The following is a 23,799-nucleotide window of genomic DNA, read 5'->3' on the forward strand; positions in this document are numbered from 1 at the left end:
CGCCTCGGGCCGAGCGCGGCCCGCATCCGTCGCGACGCGGCCGCACGGCGAAACCGCGACGAAAAAAGAGCCCCGGCCGAGGCCGGGGCGTGGAAGTCAGGCGATGTCGGCGGACCGGCGCACCCTCGGGGGCGAGAAGCGCGCCGGCCGCCGTGTCTTGGGTGAGCCCTGGATCAGAACGTGATGCTCCAGCTGTCGATCTTGCCAATGTCCTGCGCGGCGCGGTCGACCGCACGCAGCCTCCAGGTGCCGTTGAGCGCTTCGCTGCTCAGGTTCTTGCTCACGGTGAGGTTGACGTCGTTCGCGCTGTCGCTGGAGCTGCCGGTGAACAGGTTGTAGACCGTGCCGTCCGGCGCCAGCAGATCGACCTTCAGATCGCCGCGCCAGGTGTGCGGAATGGCCACCGTCACCGAGGCGTTGCTCGGCGCGTTGCCGCTACGGCCGGAGACCACGATGCTGCTGGACGCACCGGTCGTGTTGTTGTCCGGGATATTGGCATCGGTGCCGTTGCTGTAGGTCTGCGCCCCGCCGGTGCCGCCGACGGTAACCGAGGAGGTCTTGGTGTTGGTCGCGCCGCCGTTATCCGTGACCGTCAGCGTGACCGTATAGGTGCCGGCCGCGGCGTAGGTCTTGCTGGGATTGGCGGCGGTGGAGGTGGTGCCGTCTCCGAAGCTCCAGCTGCGCGTGGCGATGCTGCCGTCGCTGTCCGTGGAGGTGTCGGTGAAGGACACCGTCAGGCCCGAGACGGAGGACATGAAGTTGGCCACCGGCGCGTTGTTGCCCGGCCCGGGATCGCCCGAGAACAGGCTGTTCAACAGCAAGTTCGGCGACCCGCGCAGGTCGCCGGTGATCTTGCCGGCCGTGGCGTTATTGACGATCGCCGCGTGCACTTCGTCCGGCGTGGCCGCGGGATGAGTCGCCAGGTACAGCGCGGCGACGCCCGCCACATGCGGCGAGGCCATCGACGTACCGCTGTTGGAAACCGATGCGGTAGCGCTGTTGATGCCGGCCGACATGATGTCGCTGCCCGGCGCGTACAGATCCACGCAGCTGCCCCAACCGGAAGCCTGACCGAAGGGCCAGATCGAGCGTGCGTCGTTGCGGTCGCTGGACGCGACGGTCAGCGCTCGCGGCACCCGCCGCGGCGATCCCGAACAGGCATCGTCGTTGCTGTTGCCCGCCGCCGCCACCGCCACCACGCCGGCGTTGATCATGTTGTTGACCGCGGTGTCTATGGCCACGGAGCCGGGGACGCCGAAGCTCATGTTGGCGACCGCCGGCTTGGTGTGATTGGCCGTCACCCAGTCGATGGCGGCGATCATCTCGGAGTGCTGCGCATTGCCGGTGCAATCGAAGGTGCGAACCGGATGCACGACGGCCTTCTTGGCCACGCCCCAGGTGGTGCCGGCGACGGTACCGGCCACGTGGGTGCCGTGGCCGTGGCAGTCGTTGATGCTGGCATCGCCAGGCCGCGCCGAGAAGCCGTTGCCCACACGCCCGCTGAATTCGGTGTGGTCCGCGCGCAGGCCTGTATCGAGGATGTAGGCGTGCACGCCGGTGGCGTCCGTGTCGTAGGTATAGGTCGTGCTCAGCGGCAGGTTGCGCTGGTCGATGCGATCGATGCCCCAGGTCGCGTTGCTTTGGGTCGCATAGATCGACCCCACGCCGTCCTCTTCGACATAGGCCACGCGCGGGTCTTTCAGCAGCTGCGCCAGCGCGGCGTCGTCGGCATCGACCACGAAGCCGCGCAGCGCATGCTGGTAGCTGCGCAGCAGCTTGGCGCGATGCTGAGTGGCCATGCTGCGCGCGACCGACGGCACCTGCGCCGCCGTCACGCCCCCGGCGCTGCGCGCCGACGGCCCCGCGACCTGTTCCTTCAGCACGACGATGTAACGGCCTTCGATCGGCCTGTCGACGGTCAACAATTCCGCGGCCAGGCCTGGAAGCGCGGTGCATACGAGCGAAGCACCGATGGTTACCGACAAGATACGACGATTCATTCACATATCCCTTTAGTGGGCGGACCGTTCCGCAGTCGCGGTTGCGCCCCCCAGTGCACCCGCGACGAGCGGCGACCCGCTCCGCGCGCGCCGATGCGCCACGTCGAAGTGGCCATCGGCCTGGCACCGGACAGCAAGGCACGTCACGGATCCGCTGATTCAAGACGGATACGGCTGCGCCTTCACGGCAGCTACGTTCTTTGAGCCCGCATTTCGAAGGCCGCGGTGTGCGGCAGTAACCGTCATGCCTGCGCGTTCGTTTCGCGTCGCAGACGCGAAGGCAAGACGGGATTCACGGCCGATGCGTTTGCGTGGCCGCGATCGACAAGCTAGGTAGGCGGGCTAGCCGGCGTCCATGCGCTAAAACGGTTCCAATCGGCGCAAACCGTGAACCGCGCCGCATTTTCGCAATCAGATATTTTTGGCGTACACAGAAAGTGTGGCCATGCGTGCGCCCGCCCGCTGGGGAACGGGCGGCTGGCTTAGAACATGCCGGTCTCGAGGCGCGCGGCCTCGGACATCATGTGCCGGCCCCACGGCGGGTCGAACACCAGCTCGACGTCGGCCTCGGCCACGGTCGGGATCATTTCCAGCTTGCTGCGCACGTCGTCGACCAGGATGTCGCCCATACCGCAGGCCGGCGCGGTCAGGGTCATGCGCACCTCGACGGTGCGCTGGCCGTCGTCGCGGCGCTTGATCTGGGCCTCGTAGACCAGGCCCAGGTCGACCACGTTGATCGGGATTTCGGGGTCGAAACAGGTGCGCAGCTGTTTCCACACCAACTGCTCGACCGCCTCGTCGTCGGCGCCTTCGGGCAGTTCCAGGGGTTCGGGCGCTTCCTTGCCGATGGCGTCGGCGTCCTTGCCCGAGATCCGGAACAGGTTGCCTTCGACGAACACGGTATAGCTGCCGCCCAGGGCCTGGGTGATGTAGCCGACGCTGCCGGCGGGCAGGGTCACCTGCTCGCCCTGCGGCACGAGGACGACGGCGCAATCGCGCTCGAAACGGACGGGTTCGCTGCTGCGGGAGTACATGCCGGAAAGATTGGGGTGCCGCGCTCCGGCACAAGGCGCGCAGTCTAACAGGGCCCCGCCCCGCGTCCGGGTGCGCGGGTGGATCGCAGCGTCGCCGGAACGGAGGCGAATCGGCACCGCGTCCCCCGCCCGCCCCACGCGCCCCAGCGGCAGGCCGACTTCAGGCACTGCCCGCGGGCACGCGGCCGGCTATGCTGTGCGGCTGGATTCCCCCGCCCCACGAGCCCTCGATGACCGTCGCCGCCCCGCCCGCCTCCGCGTCCCCGCCGCCGAAGTCGGCGCTGTCGTGGTCGCTGTCGTGGACCTTGCTGCTGCTGGGCACCTTCGGTTTCGCCGCGGTGTGGCTGCTGCTGAGCCTGTACAGCGGCCGCCAGAACAGCTGGATGGCGGTGATCGGGGCGATCGACCTGGCCTGGATGCTGCGCCTGGGCGGCTGGTCGCCCGGCCCGCGCCGGGCCCTGCTGGGCGTGCTGGGCACGCTGACCATCGTGGCCCTGTACAGCTGGAGCATCGCCTCCACCCAGATCGGCCTGTCGCTGGGCGTGGGCATCCTGGATTCGCTGTTCAAGCTCGGCCCGCACCACGCCTGGCTGCTGATCCAGCTCGCCAACGGCCCGGCCGACTGGGCCTGGCTGGTGCTGGGGCTGGTGGTCGCGCTGTTCGCTTCGCGCTGAGCCGCGCCGGAACCTCAGCCTTTCATGCCGGTGCGGTCTCGCGCAGGCATTCGCCGAACAGCTTGGCGGCCTCGCCGATCTCCGCCACCGACATCGCGCCGAAGCCCATCAGCAGGCCGGCGCGGTCCGGCGCGTGCAGGTAGTACGGCGCGATCGAATACAGGCCCAGCGCGCGCGTGGCCGCATGCGCGATCAGCGCCTCGCCCTGGGCCGCGTCGCGTCCGCGCAGCCACACCAGCAGGTGCATGCCCGCGTGCGAATCGTCGATCTCCAGGAATTGGCCGCAGTGCCGGCGCAATCCCTCCAGCAGGGCATCGCGGCGCTGCTTGAGGGTCTTGCCGGTGCGGCGCAGGTGGCGCTCGAAGCTGCCGTCGGCCATGAACTGGGCCAGGGCCGCCTGCTCGATGGCGGGCGATCCGAAATCGTCCACCCATTTGGCCGAGATGAAGTCGTCGCGCAAGCTCGGCGGCACCACCACGTAGCCCAGCCGCAGCGAGGGGAACAGTACCTTGGAGAAACTGCCCACGTAGACCACGCGCCCGGAGTCGTCCAGCGAGCGCAGCGCCGCATGCGGCTGGGCGTCGTAGCGGAACTCGCCGTCGTAGTCGTCCTCGAAGATCCAGCAGTCGTGGCGGCGCGCGTACTCCAGCAGGGCCAGGCGGCGCTGCAGGGACATCAGCGCGCCGGTCGGGAACTGGTGCGAGGGGGTCACGCAGATCAGGCGCGGCGGCCGCTGCGGCAGATCGCCGGTGCGCAGGCCCTCGCGGTCGATCGCGACCGGAACCAGCTCCGCGCCGTGGGTATACAACGCCTCGCGCGAGGCGAAGTACTGCGGTTCCTCGATCACCGCCGCATCGCCCGGATCCAGCAGCACGCGCGCGGTCAGGCTGATCGCCTGCTGGGTGCCGGCGACGATGATGATGTCCTCGGGCGAGCAGATCACCCCGCGCCGGTGCGCGATGTATTCGCTGGCGGCGGCGCGCAAGGCCGGCGAACCGTGCGCGGTGGGATAGGTCGGCGGCGTATACAGCGCCGCGTGCGCGAGAGCGCGCGACCAGGCCGTGGTCAACAGCGGATTGGTGAAGGGAACGCCGTACTGGAAGCTGTAGCGCGCGCCCTCGACGCGGCGCCCGGGCATGCGCGGGTGATCGTGGCAGGCGCGCAGGCGGCGTACGTAATCGGTCTCGGGCAGGCCGCGTTCGGCCGGTCGCGGCGCCGACGCGGCCGGCGCGATCGGGGTGATCGGCGTGGCGACATAGCTGCCCGAACCGACCCGGCCCTGCATGAAGCCTTCCGCGCGCAATTGTTCGTACGCGGCCAGCACGGTGTTGCGCGACACCGCCAATTGCTGGGCCAGCGCGCGCGTGGGCGGAAAGCGCACACCCTGGGCCACGCGCCCGGACAACACGGCGTCCTTGAGCGCGCGCACCAGCTGGCTCTGCAGCGGGCCGCGGCCGTCTAGCTCCAGATGCATGGCGGTTTCCGATTGGCTCCGTACGCGCGGATATAGGCGATCCGCCTGGCGGCCAATCTATCGGTCCGGGCGATGCCGGCACAACATGACCAATGGGAGCGTCAACACAAATCGTCACTTCCGCGCAGTCACCGCATGAGTCCGGCATAGCTTTTCAGTCGCCGGCCGCGCAACTCCGATCGTTAAGGATTCGTAATTTCACTGAGCCGGCCAACGCATGGCCCTAACCCAGCGGAGTTACGCAATGCCCTCGCACACCCTCAGTCATGCCATCCGACGAGCGCTGTTCGCCACCGCCGCGGCGTCCACCGCGGCGCTGCCGATCGTGGCGCACGCCCAGGCAGCGGAAGAATCCCAGACCACCACGCTGGATCGCATCGAAGTGACCGGTTCGCGCATCAAGCGCACCGATATCGAAACCTCGCAGCCGATCTTCTCGCTCAGCCGCGACGACATCAGCTCGCAAGGCCTGACCTCGGTCGGCGACGTGATCCAGAACATCACCGCCAACGGCTCCGCCCTCAACAGCACCGTCAACAACGGCGGCGACGGCCAGACCCAGGTCAACCTGCGCAACCTCGGCGCCAATCGCACCCTGGTCCTGGTCAACGGCCGGCGCTGGGTCGGCGGCGCCGGCCTGGGCGGCGTGGTCGATCTGAACACCATCCCCACCGCCGCGGTCGAGCGCATCGAAGTGCTCAAGGACGGCGCTTCGACGATCTACGGTTCCGACGCCATCGCCGGCGTGGTCAACGTGATCCTGCGCCAGAACTACGAGGGCGCCGAAGCCAACGCCTACCTGGGCACCTTCGCCGACGGCGACGGTTTCCGCGAGGCGGTGGACTTCACCATCGGCGCCGCGTCCGACCGCTGGACCGCGATGTTCGGCATCGCCTACGTCAAGGAAGAGCCGGTGCTGGCCGGCGACCGCAAGATCTCCAAGGAACCGGTCGCCGGCACCGGCAACTTCTTCGGCAGCTCGACCGTACCCAACGGCCGCTTCGCCCTGTGCAACGGCAGCTTCGACCCGATCTTCGGCACCTGCTCGGTGGCCGAGACCCGTCCGGACGGCTCGGTCGGCCAGTTCACCTACAACGACGGCCAGTCCGGCACGAACTGGCGCAACCGCACCGGCAACGACGTCTACAACTTCGCCCCCGACAACTACCTGCTCACTCCGCAGGAACGGCGCTCGGTGTTCGCCTCCGGCTCGCTCGACATCAGCGAGAACCTGCGCTTCCGCACCACCCTGACCTACAACAACCGCCGCTCCGAGCAGTTGCTGGCGGCCATGCCGATCGTGCTCGGCAGCGGCCCGGGCGCGGGCCTGCAGCCCAAGACCGTCACCATCAGTCCGGACAGCATGTACAACCCGTTCGGAACCACCGTCTCGCGCATCCAGCGCCGCGCGGTCGAAACCGGCGGCCGCTCGTTCCGTCAGGACATCGACACCTTCGCCGCCAATCTCGGCTTCGAAGGCACGCTGAACTTCGCCGACAAGCCGTTCGACTGGGAAGCCGGCTACTACTACGGCGAGAACAAGCAGAACACCGTCACCGACGGCCTGTTCAACCTGCTCGCGCTGCGCAACGCGCTGGGCCCGTCGATGATCGACACCGTCGCTGGACGCGCCACCACCGGCCGGCCGATCTGCGTCAGCAACCCGGGCGATCCCACCTCGATCATCCTGGGCTGCGTGCCGCTGAACCTGCTCGGCGCGGCCGGCTCGATCACGCCCGAGATGCTGGCCTATTCCAGCTTCGTCGCCCACGACTCGGTCGGTTTCAAGCAGAAGACCTACTACGCCAACATCGGCGGCGACCTGTTCGAGCTGCCGGCCGGCCCGCTGGCGTTCTCCTTCGGCCTGGAACACCGCGCCGAAAGCGGCTACTTCCAGCCCGATGCGCTGATCGCCTCCGGCAACACCACCGGCAACGCGGCCGCGCCGATCTCCGGCGGCTACTCGCTGGACGAGGCTTATCTGGAACTGGCGGTGCCGGTGCTGTCCGACATGGCGTTCGCCAAGCTGCTGGATTTCTCGGTCGCCACGCGCTATTCGGACTACAGCAACGTCGGCGACACCCTCAACAGCAAGTTCGGTTTCCGCTGGAAGCCCATCGACGACCTGATGATCCGCGGCAACTGGTCCGAGGGCTTCCGCGCCCCGGCCATCGTCGAACTGTTCGCCGGCACCGCCGACTCCTTCCCGACCATCACCGACCCCTGCGACGTATCGCGCTTTCCCAGCCTGTCGGCGGCGGCGCAGGCGCGCTGCATGGGCCAGGGCGTGCCCAACGGCGGCTACGACCAGGGCAATCCGCAGATCCGCATCAACGTCAGCGGCAATCCGCTGCTGGAGCCGGAGAACAGCGAATCCACCACCCTGGGCTTCGTCTACAGCCCGTCCTGGCTGGAAGGCTTCGACGCGACCCTGGACTGGTGGAAGATCGACATCGACAACGCCCTGGTCGCGCCGACCGGTCAGTTCATCCTCGACGAGTGCATCGTCGGCAACGTGCAGCGCTTCTGCAACTACACCCGCGCGCCCGGCGGCGCGATCTCCAACCTGCTCTCGCAGCCGGTCAACATCGGCGGCCTGCGCACCGAAGGCTACGACCTGACCGTGAACTACAAGCTGCCGGAAACCCAATGGGGCCGCTTCAGCTTCAACTGGGACAGCACCTACGTGGCCAAGGCCGAGGTCGATTTCGACGACGACGGCGTGTTCGGCGAGCGCCTGGAGGGCGTGCCGCGGATCGGCCAGCGGATCGAGGACTGGCCTATCGACGAGGCCGCCAACGAACCCGGCGAGTACATCACCGGCAGCAACGGCTGGCGCATCCGCTCCAACCTGATGGTGCGCTGGGAGAAGGGCGATTTCGGCGCGACCTGGAACGTGCGCTACTTCTCGCACCAGGACGAGCGTTGCCAGGTGCTGGTCGACAACGGCTTCGACGAGCTGTGCAGCGATCCGGACCGCGTGATCGCCGTGCCGGTGGATCTCAACAACAACGGCGTCTGGGACGGGCCGGCCGGCGGCGACGCCCTGCAGTCGGTGGCCGAGGCCGAGAACAAGATCGGCGCGACCACCTACCACGACGCCAGTGTGTACTGGAACACGCCCTGGAACTCCAAGGTCACCATCGGCGTGAACAACATCTTCGACAAGGATCCGCCGTTCTCGGCGCAGGCCTTCGCCAACAGCTTCGATCCCGCCTACGAGGTGCCGGGGCGCTTCATCTACTTCCGCTACACCCAGAAGTTCTGATCCGCAGCGTCGACGCGTAACCGAGGCGGCCCCGCGAGGGGCCGCCTTTTTTTCGCGCCTTCGGCACAGCCGAACGCATACGCGCGTCGATTCGGGCCGGCGCCCGCGGAACAGCGCCAGCGCGGCGCGGGGACCAAGATTTGCGGCGTCAGCGGTGCCTCATCTCTCTCTCCGAAGCAAGGTCGACGCTAGTCCGGCACGCAGGAAACCACGGCACAGCGCACCCACCGTCCGCAGGCATGCCCGGGATCATCCCGGGCTCTTTTTTCGGACCCACCGCCGCGGGCCCGATTGGCTCCATCGCATTCGAAAAAATTGGTCCTCCAGTCCGCGCGCGACGCTGGGTAGGGTGGACACAACGGCGCCGGACGCGCCATCGAATCGCGAGAGCCCCCGTGAACCTGCGCTATCACCCCCTACGATTCGCCGAGAACCTCGACCTCAGCGCCTGCGCCGGCGACCAACTGCACCTGATCCGCGCCTCCGCGCGCGGCGCCCAGGTGGAGCTGCCCGCGCAATGGATCTCGTTCTGCCTGCCGCTGTCGGGCCGCCTACGCTGCGAGGCCCAGGACAGCAGTTGGGAAATCGAAGCCGGCCACGCCCAGATCTGGCGCGAAGGCCCGCTGCGCTGCAGCGCGCGCCAGCCCTGCGGTTGGCTGGCGCTGGCCGGCTCGCAGGCCGCCTGGGCGCGCTACCTGCGCAGCCAGCACGGCGACGAGGTCGGCGCCGACGCCGGCAGCGCCGACCTGTTCCCCTGGGAGGGCCCGGCCGGCCGCGACCTGCGCCGCCTGACCGTGCGCCTGGCGCGCCGCACGCGCGACGTCGAAGACGACATCGAACCGCTGCTGGAAGCCTTGTGCGCGGCCCTGGTCGATCAGCAGCGCGATCTGCACCAGCGACTGCAGCGCTGCAGCGGGCGCACCCTGCGCCGGCGCCAGCAGACCCTGCTGCGCCTGCTGCGCGTGCAGCACCTGATCCGCCGTCACCCCGACGCGCGCCTGGACCTGGCGCGGCTCGCGCGCAGCGCCAGTTACTCGCCCTGCCACCTGATCCGCATCTACCGCGACGTGTTCGACGAAACCCCGACCGAGTACGCCGCGCGCCTGCGCTCCGACCGCGCCTGGCGCATGGTCCGCGAAACCCGCATGCCGGTGTGCGAGATCACCGAGGCCCTGGGCTTCGAAAGCCAGAGCGCGTTCTGCCGCGCCTTCAAGCACTCCTTCGGCCTGACCGCGACCGAGGCGCGGCGGATGGAATGCGCGCAATCGCAGGCGGCCTGAGACACCACCGCTCCGACCCCATCGCCACGACACCGCAGCACCGACGAGGATCACCGCATGCCCCGCTCCGCCCTGCCCACCGCTCGCACCCTGTTGCTCTACGTCCTCGCCGCGGGCCTGGTCGCCGGCACCTTGGACATCGTCTACGCGACCAGCTTCTGGGGCCTCAAGGGCGTGCCGCCGCAGCGCATCGGCCAAAGCATCGCCGCCGGCCTGCTCGGCAAGGACGCGTTCGCGGGCGGCAACGGCACGGCCGCGCTCGGGCTGTTCCTGCATTTCTTCATCGCCACCGGGATGGCCGCGGCCTACGCACTCATCGCACGCCGCTGGCCGGCGCTGATCGCGCGGCCGGTGCGCTACGGATTGCTCTACGGCGTCTTGCTGTACGTGTTGATGACCTATGTGGTGGTGCCGCTGTCGGCGGCGCCCGGCGGCAGTGGCGGCAACACCCTGTGGATCGCATGCAGCATCGCCGCCCATGCCGTGCTGGTCGGCCTGCCTATCGCGCTGATCCTGCGCCGCGGCTTTGTCGCCGGCGACCGCGCGCGCGCCCCGGGCGTCACCGCCGATGCGCGTTGAGGCCCGTGGCGTCGCGATCGCCGCCGCGATCACCTGCGCCGGCGCGCTGGCGTCCGCGCTGGCGATTTCCATCGTCCACGCCGCGCCCGAACCGGCGGGCACCGCGCCGATCGCGTTTCCGCAGGGCTATACGCGCTGGACCCACGTCAAGAGCGGCCTGATTCCCGCCGGCCATCCCGCCTTCGCCAGCTACGGCGGCCTGCACCACATCTACGCCAACCGGACCGCGCTGGCCGGGTATGCCAAGGGCAGGTTCGCCGACGGCTCGGTGCTGGTCTACGACCTGTTCGAAACCCGCACCACGCCCGACGGCAGCATCGACCAGGGACCGCGCCGCCACGTCAATGTGATGGTCAAGGATGCGCGCCGCTACGCCGCCACCGGCGGCTGGGGCTATGCCGAGTTCGCCGCCGGCCAGTCGCGCGACCGCCTCGGCCCGGCCCAGCGCGCCGGCTGCGCGGCCTGCCACGAGCAGCGCAAGGCCCGGGACTACGTTTTCAGCGAGCTGCAGGACTGAGGCCTGCGCCTCGCATTCCCCGACGGCGGCCAGGGACGGCTGCCGCTTCCTGGCCGGCCGGCGCCGCGCGGCCGACGAAATCCGCCTTGCCGACCGATACGGCCGCGCCCGCACGCGCCCGAAATGCCAAAATCGCCTCTTCGCGGAACCGGCCAGTCCGGCCCGCCCCGGCAGGACAGGCGATGATCACCAACGACGTATTGCGCAGCATCCGCTACATGCTCGACCTCAGCGACAACAAAGTCGTGGAACTGGTCAAGCTGGCCGACCCCGATTTCGCGCTCGACAAGGCCGAAGTCCAGGCCTTCCTCAAGAAGGACGAGGACGAAGGCTATGCCGAATGCAGCGACGCGGTGCTCGCGCGCTTCCTCGACGGGCTGGTCTACCACTATCGCGGCCGCGACGAGAGCCTGCCGCCGCGCCCGTTCGAAAAGCGCGTCAGCAACAACCTGGTGCTGAAGAAGCTGCGGGTCGCGTTCGAGCTGAAGGACATCGACATGCACCAGGCCTTCGCCGACGCCGGTTTCCCGGTGTCCAAGCCGGAATTGAGCGCGCTGTTCCGCCAGAGCGACCACAAGAACTACCGCGCCTGCGGCGATCAGCTGCTGCGCAACTTCCTCAAGGGCCTGACGCTGCGCGTGCGCGGCGCCAACGGATAAGCGCGCGGACCGCGCGGGCGGGCGCCTCAGTCCGGGCGCCGGAAGTCCTCGATCCGCCGCCACGGCGCTTGCGCCGAGTCGCGCTCCCAGGCGCTGCCGACCTCGGCGCGAACGATGTCCAGCAGACTTTCGTCCATGCGGATGAAGCGCTCCAGCGGATAGATCTTGGGCGGGTTCGCGTCCAACCACGCCTGGGTTTCGTCGCCGCTTTGGAATATCCAGCCCGAGTCGTGCGGATTGTTGGGCTCGGACCGGTAGGCGTAGCGCACCGGCAGCCGCTGCGGGCCGGTCACCCGGTCGGAGGCCAGCACCAGCGGCGCGAACGCCGCCAGCCGATCGTCGCCATCCGCCGGCGGCGGCGACTTCTTCTTGAACGGCCACATCGCGCGCCCTCCCTGTCTGTATCGGGCGGCCGGCGCGGCGGCTAGTGCCCGCCGTCCAGCGCCTTGAGTTCCGACACCAGCGCGCTGGCCATCTCGGCGCCGTCGCCGAACAGCATGCGGGTGTTGTCGGCGTAGAACAGCGCGTTCTCGATGCCGGCGAAGCCGGTGCCCTTGCCGCGCTTGATCACCACCGTATTCTTGGAATTGACCACGTCCAGGATCGGCATGCCGTAGATCGGCGAGGACGGATCGGTCTTGGCGACCGGATTGACCACGTCGTTGGCGCCGATCACCAGCGACACGTCGGTGTTCGGGAACTCCGGGTTGATGTCGTCCATGTCCACGATCATGTCGTAGGGCACGCCTGCCTCGGCCAGCAGCACGTTCATGTGGCCCGGCATGCGCCCGGCGACCGGGTGGATCGCGAACTTCACCTTGACCCCGCGCTCGGTGAGCTTCTGGGTCAGCTCCCATATCTTGTGCTGGGCCTGCGCCACCGCCAGGCCGTAGCCGGGCACGATCACCACGCGTTCGGCGAAGGCCATCATCGCTGCCACGTCGCCGGCCTCGATCGGCTTCTGGCTGCCGCTGATTTCCTGGGCCTGGCCGCCGCCGCCGAAGTTGGAGAACAGCACGCCGGTGATCGGCCGGTTCATGGCCTTGGCCATCAGGCGCGTCAGCAGCATGCCGGCCGCGCCGACCATGGTGCCGGCGATGATCAGGGCTTCGTTGCCCAGCACATAGCCTTCGAAGGCCACCGCCAGGCCGGTCAGGGCGTTGTACAGCGAGATCACCACCGGCATGTCGGCGCCGCCGATCGGCAGCGTCATCAGCACGCCCAGGGCCAGCGCGACCACGAAGAAGGCGATGATCGCCGGCACGTTCAGGGTCAGCACCACGACCGCGCCCAGCGCGACCAGGGCCAGCGCCACCGCGGCGTTGAAGATCTGCTGGCCGGGGAACACCACGCGCCGGTCCAGGCGACCGTCGAGCTTGGCCCAGGCGATGATCGAACCCGACAGCGAGACCGCGCCGATCGCCGCGCCGATCACCGCCAGCACCACCGTGGTGGTCGGCTGCTGCATGTCGACGTGGCCGGACTGCAACTGCGCCAGCAGCGGGTCGCTGGTCTGCAGGCTGGCGAAGCGCAGCAGCTCGACCGCGCCGATCGCCGCCGCCGAACCGCCGCCCATGCCGTTGTACAGCGCGACCATCTGCGGCATGTCGGTGATCGCGACCTTCTTGCCCGAGATCCAGGCCAGGGCCGTGCCGATCGTCAGCGCCAACAGGATCAGCACGATGTTGTGCAGCTCGGGCAGCAGGAAGGTGGCCGCGGTCGCGATCAGCATGCCCATGCCGGCCCAGCGGATGCCGCTGCGCGCGGTCACCGGCGAGGCCATGCGCTGCAGGCCCAGCAGGAACAGGGTGGCGGCGACGAAATAGCTGGCCGACGCCAGCAGCACCTGCGCGCTCATGCCTTGCCCCCGGACTTGCCGTCGGGCTTCTTGCTGGCCTTGAACATCTCCAGCATGCGCTCGGTGACCACGTAGCCGCCGGCCGCGTTGCCCGCGCCCAGCAGCACCGCGACGAAGCCGATCGCCTTCTCCAGGGTGGTGTCGGCATGGCCCAGGACCACCATCGCGCCGATCAGGACGATGCCGTGGATGAAGTTGGAGCCGGACATCAGCGGTGTGTGCAGGATCACCGGCACCCGCGAGATGATCACGTGGCCGGCGATCGCCGCCAGCATGAAGATGTACAGCGCCACGAACCCGTCGCCCATCTTTGCCTTCCCCATGCGATGTCTTGGGCATCATAACGTTCCATGAACCGGGCGCCAGCGCTGTCAACCGTGACGGCGGCCGGGCGTTTGCCTCCTCACAGGGGCCAAACGCACCCGCCGACGAGGAGAGCCGCATGAAAACCGCACCGTACCTGGTCGTCCTGGCCTGTCTGGGCGCCGCCCTGGGCCTGGCCGGCAACGCCGTCGCCGGCGACCCTGGCGACCGGGTCGAGCAGCGCATGGAACGCCACGGCGAGCGCATCGACCGCCGCCTGGACCGGCGCGGCGACCGCATCGAAACCCGTAGCGACCGCCGCGCCGACGCCCTGGCCGCCCACGGCCACGCGCGCGCGGCGGCCCGCGTCGACCGCCACGGCGAACGTGTCGAGGCCCGCCTGGACCGGCGCGGCGATCTGGCGCAGGCGCATTGGGACCGCCGCGGCGAGCGTTTCGACCGCCGCTGGGACCGCCGGCATTAAGCCTTGACCCGTATGCTGCAAATCGTGTCCGCAGAAGCCGACGATCTGGCTCTGGCCGCGCCCCCAGCGGACGCGGCCGAGCGCAGCCCCGCGACGCTGGAGGAATTCCTCGCCGGCATCGGCACGCGTGCGTTCCGTTTCGCCGAACTCGGCCTGCGCCAGCGCGAGGACGCGCTGGACGCGGTGCAGGACGCGATGGTGAAGATGCTCGGCTACCGCGAGCGTCCGGCCGCGGAATGGACCCCGCTGTTCTGGAGCATCCTGCGCAGCCGCATCGTCGACCTGCAGCGCCGGCGCACGTTCCGGCTGCGCTGGTTGATGCCGGCCGCGCGCGAAGACGAGACCCCGCTGGACTGGGCCGACGACGGCCCCGACCCCTCGCGCGCCCACGACGGCCGCGAGGCCTACGCAAAACTGGCCGACGCGCTGGGCGCCCTGCCGCGCCGGCAGCGCGAGGCCTTCAGCCTGCGAATACTGGAAGAACTCGACGTCGCCACGACCGCGCGGGCGATGGGCTGCAGCGAAGGCGCGGTGAAGACGCATCTGTCGCGCGCGCGCGAAGCGCTGCAGCGACAATTGGAGGACTGGCGATGAACCACAACGACCCACGCTACGGCAGCGACGGCCCGGCCGGCGCCGACCGCGCCTTCGACGAGGCCGCGCGCGCCCTGCACCGGCGCGCGCTGGCCGAAGTCTCGCCGTCCACCCGCGCGCGCCTGCGCCTGGCCCGGCACGCCGCGAGCGCCGATGCGCGCGCGCCGCGCCGGGGCCTGGGCTGGGCCCTGGCCAGCGGCTGCGCGGCGGTGTTCGCGCTGGCGATCGGCCTGCAGTTGCAACGCGGCCCGCAGACCGGCGCGCCGATCCAGGCCGCACCCTCGATCGCCGGCCTGCCCGCGCCCGAAGCCGCCGCCTACGACAGCAGCACCGCGCTGGCCTCGCTGGACGAGAATCCCGATTTCTACCTGTGGCTGGCGTCCGACGACGACCTGCCCGCAACGGAGTAAGCCGCATGTCCCGCCTTTCGTTCCGCCCCGCACTGGCCGCCCTGCTCGGGCTGGCGCTGCTGGCCGCGGCCCCGGCCTTCGCCGGCGGCCCCAAACCGGCCGACCCCAAGGCCGCCACGCCGCCGGCCTGGGAACAGCTCAGTCCGCAGCAGCGCGAGCAGTTGATCGCGCCGGTGCGCGAGCGCTGGAACGCCGAACCCGGCGAGCGCCTGCGCATGCTCGACCACGCCCGCCGCTGGCAGCAGATGACGCCGGATCAACGCAAGCGCGCCCGCCACGGCATGCGCCGCTGGGAAGGCATGAACCCGGAGCAACGCGAACAGGCGCGCGCCTTGTTCGGCCAGATGCGCAACCTCAGCGAAGCCGACCGCGAGGCGCTGCGCGAGCGCTGGCGCGCGATGACGCCGGAGCAGCGCCGCGAATGGATGCAGGCCCATCCGCCGAAACCGCGCGACCGCGACGACGACCGCGATCGCCGCGGCCCGAAGGATGCGCCGCGCGCAGAGCGTTGACGAGTTCGGTGCCCCGTTCGCAAAAGGGGGCTAGGGGGATTGCTTTCGCCTATGGGCCTGTGGGCCTAAAAGCAAATCCCCCTCAATCCCCCTTTTTCAAAGGGGGAAGACAGGTCCCCGCTTTTGCGAAAGGGAGGGCCGGCGGGATCGTCGCTCTTGCGCGATGTGGGAAAAGCTCGCGGCGAGGGCTCATTCCGCCTCGACATCGACCCTGGGCGCGTCCGGCCGCAGCCGATCCAGCGATTGCCGGTAGCGCACGCAGCCGCGCATGAAGGCCGGCCATTCCGGCACCGCGATCTCCGCCGGCGTGGGTTCGGGCAACAGATCCCACAACTGCGGGTGATGCCAGCACAGCTCGTGCAGGCTGCTGTCGCGATGCGCGCGGATGCCGGCACGCAGGCGTCGTACTTCCTCGCGCAATCGCTCGATCGTCATCGCTTCGAGATCGTCGTCCATGCCATGGCTCCGCTCGGGGACGCCGCGCAGCTTGCGCGCACTCGGGTTAAGCGCGTGCGACCGAGCGCTGAATAGCAATGGGCCGAGCCTTGATCAGCTTTCGCCGACGCGAACACCGTGCGCGCGTGCCAGGGACAGAATCGGCCCCAAGGCCTCCCGCACTTGGCGGGAGGGTAAGCAGTGCGCGCAATTTCGCGAGAAAAACAGCAACAGGAAACCGCCTTGTTGCTTCACCTGCAGGATCGCTTTCCAAGACTGCGTCCATTCCTCGGTCTCGCTGAGGGCGCGCAAGCCGAAGTCGCCGAAGCGGTACCGGTAGATCCGTCCTTTGTGGGGCCGGGAGAAGTGCACCGTGGCGGTCAAGACGGCCTGCATCAACAACGGGAATGCCAACGCCAACGCCAGCGCCGCCAGTGCGGGGCCTGCCGCATCGATCGAAAAGCCCCGATACAGTTGCACCAGCAGCACCGATACGATCAACGGCGCCGCCAGCATCCCCAGGATGCCTAGCGGGGTCTGCCACGACATCACCAGGGCCGAGCGGAGCCGATCCCAATAGCTATAGCGGAACCGAACCTCGATCTCGGCCTGATCCGGCGCCGACGAACTCATGCCGCCGGCGCGCGCTCCGGCCACACCGTCTTGGCCAGCAGCTCGTCGTTCCAGTCGAACTTGAGCTCGCCGTTGTCGACGAACAGGCTGACGAAGTTGAACACGTTGCGCGCGTACATCTCGCTGGCGTGCACCGCGCCGCTGCTGGCCAGGTTGAGCGGGCCGGCGATGGTCACGCCTTCCACGTCCACGGTCTCGCCGGGACGGGTCAGCTCGCAGTTGCCGCCGGTTTCCGCGGCCAGGTCGACCAGCACACTGCCCGGCTTCATGCCGGCGATCATCGCCGCGGTCACGATCTTCGGCGCCGGGCGGCCCGGCACCGCGGCCGTGCAGACGATCACGTCGATGTTCTTCAGATGCTCGCCGAGGCGGCGCTGCTGCTCGGCGCGTTCCTCCTCGGTGAGCTGGCGCGCGTAACCGCCCTCGCCCGCGGCGCTGACGCCCAAGTCGAGGAACTTGCCGCCCAGCGATTCGATCTGTTCGCGCGTTTCCGGGCGCACGTCGAAGCCTTCGACCTGCGCGCCCAGGCGCTTGGCCGTGGCGATGGCCTGCAGGCCGGCGACGCCGGCGCCGACGATCAGCACCTTGGACGGACGGATGGTGCCGGCCGCGGTGGTCAGCATCGGGAAGAAGCGCGGCGCCAACTGGGCGGCGATCAGCACCGCCTTGTAGCCGGCCATGCCGGCCTGCGAACTCAGCACGTCCATGGCCTGGGCGCGGGTGGTGCGCGGCAGGCGCTCCAGCGGGAACGCGACCAGCCCGCGCGCAGCGATCGCTTCGCCGCGTGCGGCGTCGGCCTGCGGCGCGAGCGAACCGACCAGGACCGCGCCTTGGCGCAAACGGCCCAGCGCAGCGGCGTCCGGCGGCTGCACGCACAGCACCAGGTCGGCGTCGGCGAGGGTGGCGGCGGCATCGTCGGCGAGCTCGGCGCCGGCCTGCGCATAGGCCTCGTCGCCGAAACTGGCGGCGCGACCGGCACCGCGCTGCACGCGCACGCGCGCGCCGCGAGCGACCAGCTTCTTGCAGGTTTCCGGGGTCAGCGCGACGCGCCGCTCGCCCGCCGCGGTTTCGCTCGCAACGCCTATGGTGATCCCCGCCATGCTTCGCTCCGTACCCGGTGATGGTGTCTCGCCGCATCCTAGCCGAATAAGGCCAGGAGCGAGCGCAGCGGAGGGCGGCGCCAGCAGGACGCCGTCGGCGCCGTTGCGGATGGGGTGAGCAGCTAAAAAGCGAACGCAGGCACGGTCACGGCGAGGCGCGCCAACTGCCACAGAGCGGGAGCCGCTCTGTCTCGCTCCTCACTCCTCCCCGCTCTCTACTCGCTCTTAGCGGTGCCCGACCGCGCGATCGAGATGGCGGCGGACCTGGCGCATGGCCTCGTCGAAGGCGTTGCGCTCGGCGCCGATGCTGAGCCGGCCTTCGCTGGCCAGGATCGCCAGTTCCTCGGCCGAGGCCGCGAACACGCGCAGGCCACGGCGGTTGACCAGCAGATAGCGCGAAGTCAGCGGGCTGACCCAGGCCACCTTGGCCGCCATCTGTTCGCCCTGCAGATCGGTCAGGCGCAGCCAGTCGCCCGGATCCAGGCCGCGCATGCGCTCGGCCAGGACCGGATCGTGCTGGGACACGTCCCTGCCCGGCGGCAGGAAGCGGCGGGTTTCCTCGATCGCCTCGTCCTCGGCCGCGGGCAGCGGCGAGGCCGGGCGCGTGCGGCGCGCCGAATCCGGCGTCGCCAGCGCCCGCACCAGTCCGGCCATGCCGTGCTGGGCGGCGCTGTCGTCCAGGCCCGAACTGGCCAGGCACTGCACGATCAGCGGCTGCAGGGAGATCAGGTGGTCGGCGAGTTCGCGGCCGCGCTGCTCCGACGCCAGACGATCGGCTTCGATCAGGGCGTCGGCCAGCGACAGGGCCTCGTCGCGGCGGGCTTCGCCGCCTTCGCGCAGCAGCACCTGGACCAGGTGATGACGCCAGGGCATGGCCAGGAAGTCGGCCACGGCCTGGGTCAGCGGCGGCTCGGCCAGGCGTTCGCGCAGGGCGTGGTCGGCCTGGTTGCGCGCCGCGCCGAGGCGCTCGCGGCCGTAGGTGGCCTTGGCCGCGCGCTGCTCCTGCAGCTCGACGCGGCGACGCTGCTGGGCCAGCAGGGCGTCGAGTTCGGCGTGCGCCATCTCGAACACGGCCACGTCTTCGTTGTATTCGGCGACCACGCGCTGCGAGATCTCGGTGGCGCGGTCGAGCAGTTCGCGGTCCTGCGGGGTCTCGCCGTCGTTGCCTTCGCAGGCCTCGGTGATCGCGTCGAGCAGGCGGCGCGCCGGGTGCTCGCGCTTGACGAACACTTCGTTGTCGGTCAGCGCGACCTTGACGTAGGGCAGCACCAGGCGCGCATACAGACGGCGCGCGCGATCCTGCAGGGCGTGATTGCGGAACAGCGAATCGAACAGCAAGGCGACCAGGTCGATCGCATCGTCTTCTTCGGCGCTGAAGCAGGTCTGGTCGGGGTTCAGCCCGAGCCGGCGCGCGCCGTCGTGCAGGTGGTCGCGGATGCTCTCGCCCAGCCGCCCGGACACGGCCAGGGCGCGCGCGAACGCGTCCGGCGGTTCGGGTTGCAGCAGCGAGGCCACGCTGACCACTTCGTCGATACGCAGCTCTCGGCGCGGCGCCATGGTGCGCTGCGGGGCGTGAGCGTTGGGAACGGCGTCGGACCGCATCAGTCCTTCGCGCCAGGCATGCAATTGACTGCGCAAGTCGGCGAGCTCGCTGGCCATGGCCGCGATATCGCTGGGCGACATCGGCGGACGTTGGGGGTCGTGTTGGGCGGCCGAGCCGCCATGGGGCGGCGCGACGCCGCCATATGCGCCATAACCGCCGGCGCCCGGCGCAGGCCCCCCAAAGCCCGCGCCATGGTTCGGATCGTAAGTGTCGCCGTAGCCGCGCTCGCGCACCGGTTCGCGCGGCGGCTTGGCGCCCAGGCCCGGGCCGAGCCCGACCCCGTAGCCGCCGCTGGACAGCAGGGTGTTGACCCGGCCGTACAGGTCGCCCAGCACGCGTGCCAGCTCATGCTCGTACTGGCGGAACAGCCGCGCGCGCAGCGGCTCGGGCAGCTGCGCGTCGACGAAGGTCTCGACGAAGGCGGCGACCAGGCGCTGCGGGCCGATCGGATTCGCGCCGGGCGCCAGGCCCATGACTTCGGAAACCGCGGCCAGACGGCCTTGGACCATATCCAGGGGGCGCGCGTAGCGGCCGCACAGGGATTCGGTCAGGCGTTCGCCGGCCAGGTCGAACTCGAGCTGGTTCTCGTCCACCAGCCGCATCGGCACTTCGCCGCCGCTGCGGATGCGCAGGGCGCGGAATTCGTCGAAACCCTTGGCCACCTGCTGGCGGAACGCCATCACATGGGTAGCCTGATGCTGCCGCAGCACCCACAATGCAGCCTGTTCTTCGTATTGATGGTGCTTGCCGTCGCCCTTCAGCGAGTCCACCTTCATGGCGTCCTCGATCGGGCCGTACAGGGTCCCAGGCAGGCCGCCCAGCTGCTCCAACGCCAGGCGCTTGATCTCCTCGAGCATGCGCAAGGGATCGGTACGCGTGGCTTGAGCGACGCCGTGCAGGTGACCAGACACTGCGTTTTCCCCTGTTCCCGTGAAGGGCTGAATCGTGTGGACCGAACGTGCCGTTTTTAGGCAGTTGGCAACAGCATAGTGGCAAGATACGACAGCGAATGCACACACAAAATAGGCTTTTGTGACTGATGTCCCGAATCGATCCCGACTTTCCTCCTGAATCCGAAAAAGCGTTAGCGGCTCTAGACACTCGGCGCTCGGTGCCAGCCAAACAGCTCACCGAACCGGGGCCGGACCCGCGCGAACTCGAGCGCATGCTGCGCTCGGCGGTGCGCGTGCCCGACCACGGCAAGCGCGTGCCGTTCCGCTTTCTCAGCATCCGCGGCGACGCCCGCCATACCCTGGGCGAGCGCCTGGCCGCGCGCGGCCGGGAGCGCGACCCCGACGCCGGCGAGGCCGCGGTCGAGAAGGATCGCGGGCGCTTCTCGCACGCTCCTTTAATAGTGGTGGTGATCGCGCGCCTGGGCCCGGACGAGAAGATCCCCGAGCAGGAGCGCCTGCTGACCGCCGGCTGCGTCTGCTTCGCCCTGCTCCAGGCCGCACAGGCCCTGGGCTACGGCGCGGTCTGGCTGACCGGCTGGCCGGCCTACGACCCCCAGGTCCGCGCCTGGTTCGGCCTGGGCGCCGACGAGCGCGTGGCCGGCTTCATCCACATCGGCACCCCCAAACTCGACGCCCCGGAGCGCGAGCGCCCCGACCCGCTCGCGCTGCTGAGCGCCTGGACGCCCGAATGAGCGCCGCGCCGCCGCTGTACCTGGTCGACGCCAGCCTGTACGTGTTCCGGGCCTGGCACTCGATGCCCAACGAGTTCGAGGATGCGCAGGGCTGGCCGACCAACGCCGTGCACGGCTTCGCGCGCTTCCTGGTCGAACTGATCGAACGCGAACGCCCGCGCCATATCGCGATCGCCTTCGACGAAGCCTTGGACTCGTGCTTCCGCAACGCCTTCTACCCCGCCTACAAGGCCAACCGCGAACCGGCGCCGCAGGAACTCAAGCGCCAGTTCGTGCACTGCAAGTCGCTGTGCCGCGCGCTCGGCTTGCCGGTGCTGGCGCACAGCGAGTACGAGGCCGACGACCTGATCGGCAGCGCCCTGGCCGCGATGCGCGTGCAGGGCTACCGCGGCGTGATCGTCTCGGCCGACAAGGACCTGTCGCAGTTGCTGGACGGTGCGGACGAACAATGGGACTACGCGCGCGGCCAGCGCTGGCGCGCCGACGGCGTGCCGGCCCGCCACGGCGTCGAAGCCCGCCAGATCGCCGACTACCTGGCCCTGTGCGGCGACGCGGTCGACAACATCCCCGGCGTGCCCGGCATCGGCGCCAAGACCGCGGCCGCCCTGCTCGGCCACTTCGGCAGCCTGGACGCGCTGCTGGCGCGGGTCGAGGAAGTCCCCTTCCTGCGCGTGCGCGGCGCCGCCAGCGCGGCCGCGCGCCTGCGCGAACACCGCGAACAGGCCCTGCTGTGCCGGCGCCTGACCACGATCGCCCTGGACGCCCCGCTCGGCGACGACGCCGCCCCGTTCCTGCGCGGCCGCGGCCTGGCGCCGGAACTGCTGGGCCTGTGCGAAGCCCTGCGATTCGGCCCCATGACCCGGCGCCGCCTGCACGAGGCCGCGGGCCTGGACTTCGCGGCGTCATCGCTTCCGTCGTAGCATCGGAGCGAACGGATGCCCGGACACGCGATGAACGAACCAGTCGAAACCCTGTACGACGGCCAATGGCTGCGGATGATGCGCCGCGGCCGCTGGGAGTATGCCGAGCGCACCCACGGCAACGGCATGGCGGTGATCATCGTCGCGGTGACGCCCGAGGACAAGCTGCTGTTCGTCGAGCAATACCGGGTGCCCTTGAACGCGCGCACCATCGAAATGCCAGCCGGCCTGGTCGGCGACGACCACGACACCGACACCCTGGAAAGCGCCGCCCGCCGCGAACTGATCGAAGAGACCGGCTGGGAGGCCGGGCGCGTGGAAGTGCTGCTGACCGGCCCGACCTCCTCGGGCATGAGCAGCGAACGCATCGCCTTCGTACGCGCGCGCCAGCTGCGCCGCGTCGGCGAAGGCGGCGGCGTCGACGGCGAGGACATCGTGGTCCACGAAGTGCCGCGCGCCGACGCGCCGGGCTGGCTGATGCGCAAGCACGCCGAGGGCTACGAGCTCGACCTCAAGCTGTGGGCGGGGCTGTGGATGATCGAGCACAATCCGGACGGGTCGCGCGCGGATTGAGCGCACCGTCCGGCGAGCGCGCGATCTGCGAGTACGGCCGCGCGCCTGGCGGCCGCCGCGCCGGGTCGAGGCACCGCATCCAAGTCGCGATCCTGCCGTCGTCCGTGCCATACGGCACCACTACCGACACCGTGAAATCACGCCTTTTCCGTCTGTTTCCGCACGGCAACGAACGCTAAGCTGATCGGCATCCACGACCGGCGCATCCGGCTCATGCACCTACTGCCTTGCGGCGATACCGACCGGATCCCGCCGCATGCCGCCAGCACCGCGGCAGAACCCAGCGCCACGTCGACCGCGCACGCAGGCAGCGGCAGGCCTTGGCTCGACTCGGTTCTGGCCGCCCCCTCCGCTGCGCACGATCCGCAGCATTGGCGGCAGCCGCGCCCGCGCGGCCCCTCGAACCGATCCGAGAGCTGAACGCCGATGCCTTTCGATATCGACGTGTCGGACGAGCTGCTGTTCGCGCTTCACTCGCGCAAAATCCTGCTCGGCTACAACTGCCCAGCACCCAAGGATGGCACCTATGGCTGGCTCAAGCGCGGGCAAAGACTGCACCTGCACCACACCGTCGCCCTGGAACGGAATTGCGGGCTTTACGCGGGCCCCTACGTACCGTTCGTGGGCGGTCAGCCGTCCTGCGGCCTGTGCTCGATGGGAGCCTTCAGCTATTCCTACTCCGGCCTGCCAGACGGGCTGACGGTGGGAAGGTACGCTTCGATATCCACCGGCTTGCGCTTCATCGATTCGTTCCACCCGCTCGATACGCTGACCACATCGGCGATCACCTTCCGCCCGCACAATCATCTGTACGCCGAGTTCGCGACCGACCGGATCCGCGACTTCGCCGCCGGGTTTCGGATCGGCGGCATGCGTCCCTACCCGACCCTGGGCCACGATGTCTGGATCGGCGCCAACGTGACGCTGGCGATGGGCATACGACTCGGCACGGGCTGCGTGGTCGCGGCCAACAGCGTCGTGACTCGCGACGTGCCGCCGTACGCCATCGTGGCCGGCAATCCGGCCAGGCAGGTGCGGCTGCGCGTGGCCGAGGAAACGTCCAGCCGGTTGCTGGACAGTGCCTGGTGGGACCTGGACCCGCGCGCGGTCTTCGAGTTGGACTTCACTTGCCCGGAGCGCGCTCTGGAGGCGCTGGAATCCGGCGCGCTGGCGAAGTTCGACTTCCAGCCGACCCGAATCGAAGCGCCCGCCCCGCTCGAGGCGTAAACGCAGGCCGCTGCCCA

Annotated in this window: 24 protein-coding genes; 14 read left to right on the forward strand and 10 right to left on the reverse strand. The window is 69.5% G+C overall.

Annotation, left to right across the window (positions count from 1 at the left end):
• Positions 1 to 173 precede the first annotated feature (173 nt).
• Together V1318_RS09560 and sufT are read right to left on the reverse strand one after the other, a co-directional pair.
• Positions 174 to 2,000 (reverse strand): S8 family serine peptidase, encoded by a 1,827-nt coding sequence (locus tag V1318_RS09560; RefSeq protein ID WP_332939410.1) that lies wholly within the window; start codon positions 1,998 to 2,000, stop codon positions 174 to 176.
• 482 nt (positions 2,001 to 2,482) lie between these two features.
• Positions 2,483 to 3,034 (reverse strand): putative Fe-S cluster assembly protein SufT, encoded by a 552-nt coding sequence (gene sufT / locus V1318_RS09565; RefSeq protein ID WP_332939411.1) that lies wholly within the window; start codon positions 3,032 to 3,034, stop codon positions 2,483 to 2,485.
• Positions 3,035 to 3,264: 230 nt separating this feature from the next.
• On the opposite strand from sufT, the gene V1318_RS09570 reads away from it, so the two are divergent.
• Positions 3,265 to 3,708 carry a hypothetical protein gene (locus V1318_RS09570; protein WP_332939412.1) on the forward strand — a complete coding sequence of 148 codons (444 nt, stop codon included), beginning with the start codon at positions 3,265 to 3,267 and terminating at the stop codon, positions 3,706 to 3,708.
• 22 nt (positions 3,709 to 3,730) lie between these two features.
• Here the strand turns inward: V1318_RS09570 and V1318_RS09575 are convergent, their stop codons facing one another.
• On the reverse strand, positions 3,731 to 5,182 hold the full coding sequence (locus tag V1318_RS09575) for a PLP-dependent aminotransferase family protein (RefSeq protein ID WP_332939413.1): 1,452 nt from the start codon (positions 5,180 to 5,182) through the stop codon (positions 3,731 to 3,733).
• Between the two features lie 244 nt (positions 5,183 to 5,426).
• Between V1318_RS09575 and V1318_RS09580 the strand changes: the two genes are divergently transcribed.
• From V1318_RS09580 to V1318_RS09600, 5 genes are all read left to right on the forward strand, one after another.
• A complete protein-coding gene (locus V1318_RS09580) occupies positions 5,427 to 8,450 on the forward strand; it encodes a TonB-dependent receptor (RefSeq protein WP_332939414.1) in 3,024 nt (1,007 codons plus the stop codon).
• Between the two features lie 395 nt (positions 8,451 to 8,845).
• Complete coding sequence (locus tag V1318_RS09585) at positions 8,846 to 9,730, forward strand: AraC family transcriptional regulator (RefSeq protein ID WP_332939415.1); 885 nt, start codon at positions 8,846 to 8,848, stop codon at positions 9,728 to 9,730.
• A 57-nt stretch (positions 9,731 to 9,787) separates the two neighbouring features.
• Positions 9,788 to 10,309, forward strand: a complete 522-nt coding sequence (locus tag V1318_RS09590) for a hypothetical protein (RefSeq protein WP_332939416.1) — start codon at positions 9,788 to 9,790, stop codon at positions 10,307 to 10,309.
• Positions 10,299 to 10,826, forward strand: coding sequence for a cytochrome P460 family protein (locus tag V1318_RS09595; protein WP_332939417.1), 528 nt, complete (start codon positions 10,299 to 10,301; stop codon positions 10,824 to 10,826). The genes V1318_RS09590 and V1318_RS09595 overlap by 11 nt, the downstream gene beginning before the upstream one ends.
• 182 nt (positions 10,827 to 11,008) lie before the next feature.
• The gene (locus tag V1318_RS09600; RefSeq protein ID WP_332939418.1) at positions 11,009 to 11,485 is read left to right on the forward strand and encodes a DUF1456 family protein; all 477 of its coding nucleotides are present in this window, start codon (positions 11,009 to 11,011) and stop codon (positions 11,483 to 11,485) included.
• Positions 11,486 to 11,511: 26 nt separating this feature from the next.
• On the opposite strand, the gene V1318_RS09605 is transcribed toward V1318_RS09600, so the two are convergent.
• Genes V1318_RS09605 through V1318_RS09615 form a run of 3 tightly spaced genes read right to left on the reverse strand, consistent with a single transcriptional unit; the run spans position 11,512 to position 13,651 of the window.
• Complete coding sequence (locus V1318_RS09605; protein ID WP_332939419.1) at positions 11,512 to 11,868, reverse strand: DUF2185 domain-containing protein; 357 nt, start codon at positions 11,866 to 11,868, stop codon at positions 11,512 to 11,514.
• A gap of 41 nt (positions 11,869 to 11,909) precedes the next feature.
• Positions 11,910 to 13,343, reverse strand: coding sequence for an NAD(P)(+) transhydrogenase (Re/Si-specific) subunit beta (locus tag V1318_RS09610; RefSeq protein ID WP_332939420.1), 1,434 nt, complete (start codon positions 13,341 to 13,343; stop codon positions 11,910 to 11,912).
• Entirely contained in the window at positions 13,340 to 13,651 is a 312-nt protein-coding gene (locus V1318_RS09615) for an NAD(P) transhydrogenase subunit alpha (protein ID WP_332939421.1), read from the reverse strand. Before V1318_RS09615 ends, V1318_RS09610 begins: the two co-directional genes overlap by 4 nt.
• Before the next feature lie 134 nt (positions 13,652 to 13,785).
• Between V1318_RS09615 and V1318_RS09620 the strand changes: the two genes are divergently transcribed.
• The 4 genes from V1318_RS09620 to V1318_RS09635 are packed head-to-tail and all read left to right on the forward strand — an operon-like array spanning position 13,786 to position 15,646.
• Positions 13,786 to 14,130, forward strand: a complete 345-nt coding sequence (locus tag V1318_RS09620) for a hypothetical protein (RefSeq protein ID WP_332939422.1) — start codon at positions 13,786 to 13,788, stop codon at positions 14,128 to 14,130.
• A 45-nt stretch (positions 14,131 to 14,175) separates the two neighbouring features.
• Entirely contained in the window at positions 14,176 to 14,724 is a 549-nt protein-coding gene (locus V1318_RS09625; RefSeq protein ID WP_332939564.1) for an RNA polymerase sigma factor, read from the forward strand.
• Entirely contained in the window at positions 14,721 to 15,134 is a 414-nt protein-coding gene (locus V1318_RS09630) for a hypothetical protein (protein WP_332939423.1), read from the forward strand. The genes V1318_RS09625 and V1318_RS09630 overlap by 4 nt, the downstream gene beginning before the upstream one ends.
• A gap of 5 nt (positions 15,135 to 15,139) precedes the next feature.
• Positions 15,140 to 15,646, forward strand: a complete 507-nt coding sequence (locus tag V1318_RS09635; RefSeq protein WP_332939424.1) for a DUF3106 domain-containing protein — start codon at positions 15,140 to 15,142, stop codon at positions 15,644 to 15,646.
• A 189-nt stretch (positions 15,647 to 15,835) separates the two neighbouring features.
• On the opposite strand, the gene V1318_RS09640 is transcribed toward V1318_RS09635, so the two are convergent.
• The 4 genes from V1318_RS09640 to V1318_RS09655 form a co-directional block, all read right to left on the reverse strand.
• Positions 15,836 to 16,102 carry a hypothetical protein gene (locus V1318_RS09640; RefSeq protein WP_332939425.1) on the reverse strand — a complete coding sequence of 89 codons (267 nt, stop codon included), beginning with the start codon at positions 16,100 to 16,102 and terminating at the stop codon, positions 15,836 to 15,838.
• 93 nt (positions 16,103 to 16,195) lie between these two features.
• Complete coding sequence (locus V1318_RS09645; RefSeq protein WP_332939426.1) at positions 16,196 to 16,714, reverse strand: YcxB family protein; 519 nt, start codon at positions 16,712 to 16,714, stop codon at positions 16,196 to 16,198.
• Positions 16,711 to 17,814, reverse strand: a complete 1,104-nt coding sequence (locus tag V1318_RS09650) for an NAD(P) transhydrogenase subunit alpha (protein WP_332939427.1) — start codon at positions 17,812 to 17,814, stop codon at positions 16,711 to 16,713. Before V1318_RS09650 ends, V1318_RS09645 begins: the two co-directional genes overlap by 4 nt.
• A 225-nt stretch (positions 17,815 to 18,039) precedes the next feature.
• A complete protein-coding gene (locus V1318_RS09655) occupies positions 18,040 to 20,436 on the reverse strand; it encodes a DUF1631 family protein (RefSeq protein ID WP_332939428.1) in 2,397 nt (798 codons plus the stop codon).
• Between the two features lie 20 nt (positions 20,437 to 20,456).
• Between V1318_RS09655 and V1318_RS09660 the strand changes: the two genes are divergently transcribed.
• From V1318_RS09660 to V1318_RS09675, 4 genes are all read left to right on the forward strand, one after another.
• Positions 20,457 to 21,062, forward strand: a complete 606-nt coding sequence (locus V1318_RS09660; protein ID WP_332939429.1) for a nitroreductase — start codon at positions 20,457 to 20,459, stop codon at positions 21,060 to 21,062.
• On the forward strand, positions 21,059 to 21,982 hold the full coding sequence (locus V1318_RS09665; RefSeq protein ID WP_332939430.1) for a 5'-3' exonuclease H3TH domain-containing protein: 924 nt from the start codon (positions 21,059 to 21,061) through the stop codon (positions 21,980 to 21,982). Before V1318_RS09660 ends, V1318_RS09665 begins: the two co-directional genes overlap by 4 nt.
• Before the next feature lie 30 nt (positions 21,983 to 22,012).
• Positions 22,013 to 22,555 (forward strand): NUDIX hydrolase, encoded by a 543-nt coding sequence (locus V1318_RS09670; RefSeq protein ID WP_332939431.1) that lies wholly within the window; start codon positions 22,013 to 22,015, stop codon positions 22,553 to 22,555.
• A 426-nt stretch (positions 22,556 to 22,981) separates the two neighbouring features.
• Positions 22,982 to 23,782, forward strand: a complete 801-nt coding sequence (locus V1318_RS09675; protein WP_332939432.1) for a CatB-related O-acetyltransferase — start codon at positions 22,982 to 22,984, stop codon at positions 23,780 to 23,782.
• Positions 23,783 to 23,799: the final 17 nt, after the last annotated feature.

The sequence above is a fragment of the Lysobacter sp. CCNWLW3 genome (assembly GCF_036697405.1).
Lineage (GTDB): Bacteria > Pseudomonadota > Gammaproteobacteria > Xanthomonadales > Xanthomonadaceae > Lysobacter.

What these genes read in the sequence shown, in the direction of transcription:
- V1318_RS09560 (WP_332939410.1), bottom strand. Translation starts at nt 2,000, where the DNA reads ATGAATCGTCGTATCTTGTCGGTAACCATCGGTGCTTCGCTCGTATGC.
- sufT (WP_332939411.1), bottom strand. Translation starts at nt 3,034, where the DNA reads ATGTACTCCCGCAGCAGCGAACCCGTCCGTTTCGAGCGCGATTGCGCC.
- V1318_RS09570 (WP_332939412.1), top strand. Translation starts at nt 3,265, where the DNA reads ATGACCGTCGCCGCCCCGCCCGCCTCCGCGTCCCCGCCGCCGAAGTCG.
- V1318_RS09575 (WP_332939413.1), bottom strand. Translation starts at nt 5,182, where the DNA reads ATGCATCTGGAGCTAGACGGCCGCGGCCCGCTGCAGAGCCAGCTGGTG.
- V1318_RS09580 (WP_332939414.1), top strand. Translation starts at nt 5,427, where the DNA reads ATGCCCTCGCACACCCTCAGTCATGCCATCCGACGAGCGCTGTTCGCC.
- V1318_RS09590 (WP_332939416.1), top strand. Translation starts at nt 9,788, where the DNA reads ATGCCCCGCTCCGCCCTGCCCACCGCTCGCACCCTGTTGCTCTACGTC.
- V1318_RS09595 (WP_332939417.1), top strand. Translation starts at nt 10,299, where the DNA reads ATGCGCGTTGAGGCCCGTGGCGTCGCGATCGCCGCCGCGATCACCTGC.
- V1318_RS09600 (WP_332939418.1), top strand. Translation starts at nt 11,009, where the DNA reads ATGATCACCAACGACGTATTGCGCAGCATCCGCTACATGCTCGACCTC.
- V1318_RS09605 (WP_332939419.1), bottom strand. Translation starts at nt 11,868, where the DNA reads ATGTGGCCGTTCAAGAAGAAGTCGCCGCCGCCGGCGGATGGCGACGAT.
- V1318_RS09610 (WP_332939420.1), bottom strand. Translation starts at nt 13,343, where the DNA reads ATGAGCGCGCAGGTGCTGCTGGCGTCGGCCAGCTATTTCGTCGCCGCC.
- V1318_RS09615 (WP_332939421.1), bottom strand. Translation starts at nt 13,651, where the DNA reads ATGGGCGACGGGTTCGTGGCGCTGTACATCTTCATGCTGGCGGCGATC.
- V1318_RS09620 (WP_332939422.1), top strand. Translation starts at nt 13,786, where the DNA reads ATGAAAACCGCACCGTACCTGGTCGTCCTGGCCTGTCTGGGCGCCGCC.
- V1318_RS09630 (WP_332939423.1), top strand. Translation starts at nt 14,721, where the DNA reads ATGAACCACAACGACCCACGCTACGGCAGCGACGGCCCGGCCGGCGCC.
- V1318_RS09635 (WP_332939424.1), top strand. Translation starts at nt 15,140, where the DNA reads ATGTCCCGCCTTTCGTTCCGCCCCGCACTGGCCGCCCTGCTCGGGCTG.
- V1318_RS09640 (WP_332939425.1), bottom strand. Translation starts at nt 16,102, where the DNA reads ATGGACGACGATCTCGAAGCGATGACGATCGAGCGATTGCGCGAGGAA.
- V1318_RS09645 (WP_332939426.1), bottom strand. Translation starts at nt 16,714, where the DNA reads ATGAGTTCGTCGGCGCCGGATCAGGCCGAGATCGAGGTTCGGTTCCGC.
- V1318_RS09650 (WP_332939427.1), bottom strand. Translation starts at nt 17,814, where the DNA reads ATGGCGGGGATCACCATAGGCGTTGCGAGCGAAACCGCGGCGGGCGAG.
- V1318_RS09660 (WP_332939429.1), top strand. Translation starts at nt 20,457, where the DNA reads ATGTCCCGAATCGATCCCGACTTTCCTCCTGAATCCGAAAAAGCGTTA.
- V1318_RS09665 (WP_332939430.1), top strand. Translation starts at nt 21,059, where the DNA reads ATGAGCGCCGCGCCGCCGCTGTACCTGGTCGACGCCAGCCTGTACGTG.
- V1318_RS09670 (WP_332939431.1), top strand. Translation starts at nt 22,013, where the DNA reads ATGAACGAACCAGTCGAAACCCTGTACGACGGCCAATGGCTGCGGATG.
- V1318_RS09675 (WP_332939432.1), top strand. Translation starts at nt 22,982, where the DNA reads ATGCCTTTCGATATCGACGTGTCGGACGAGCTGCTGTTCGCGCTTCAC.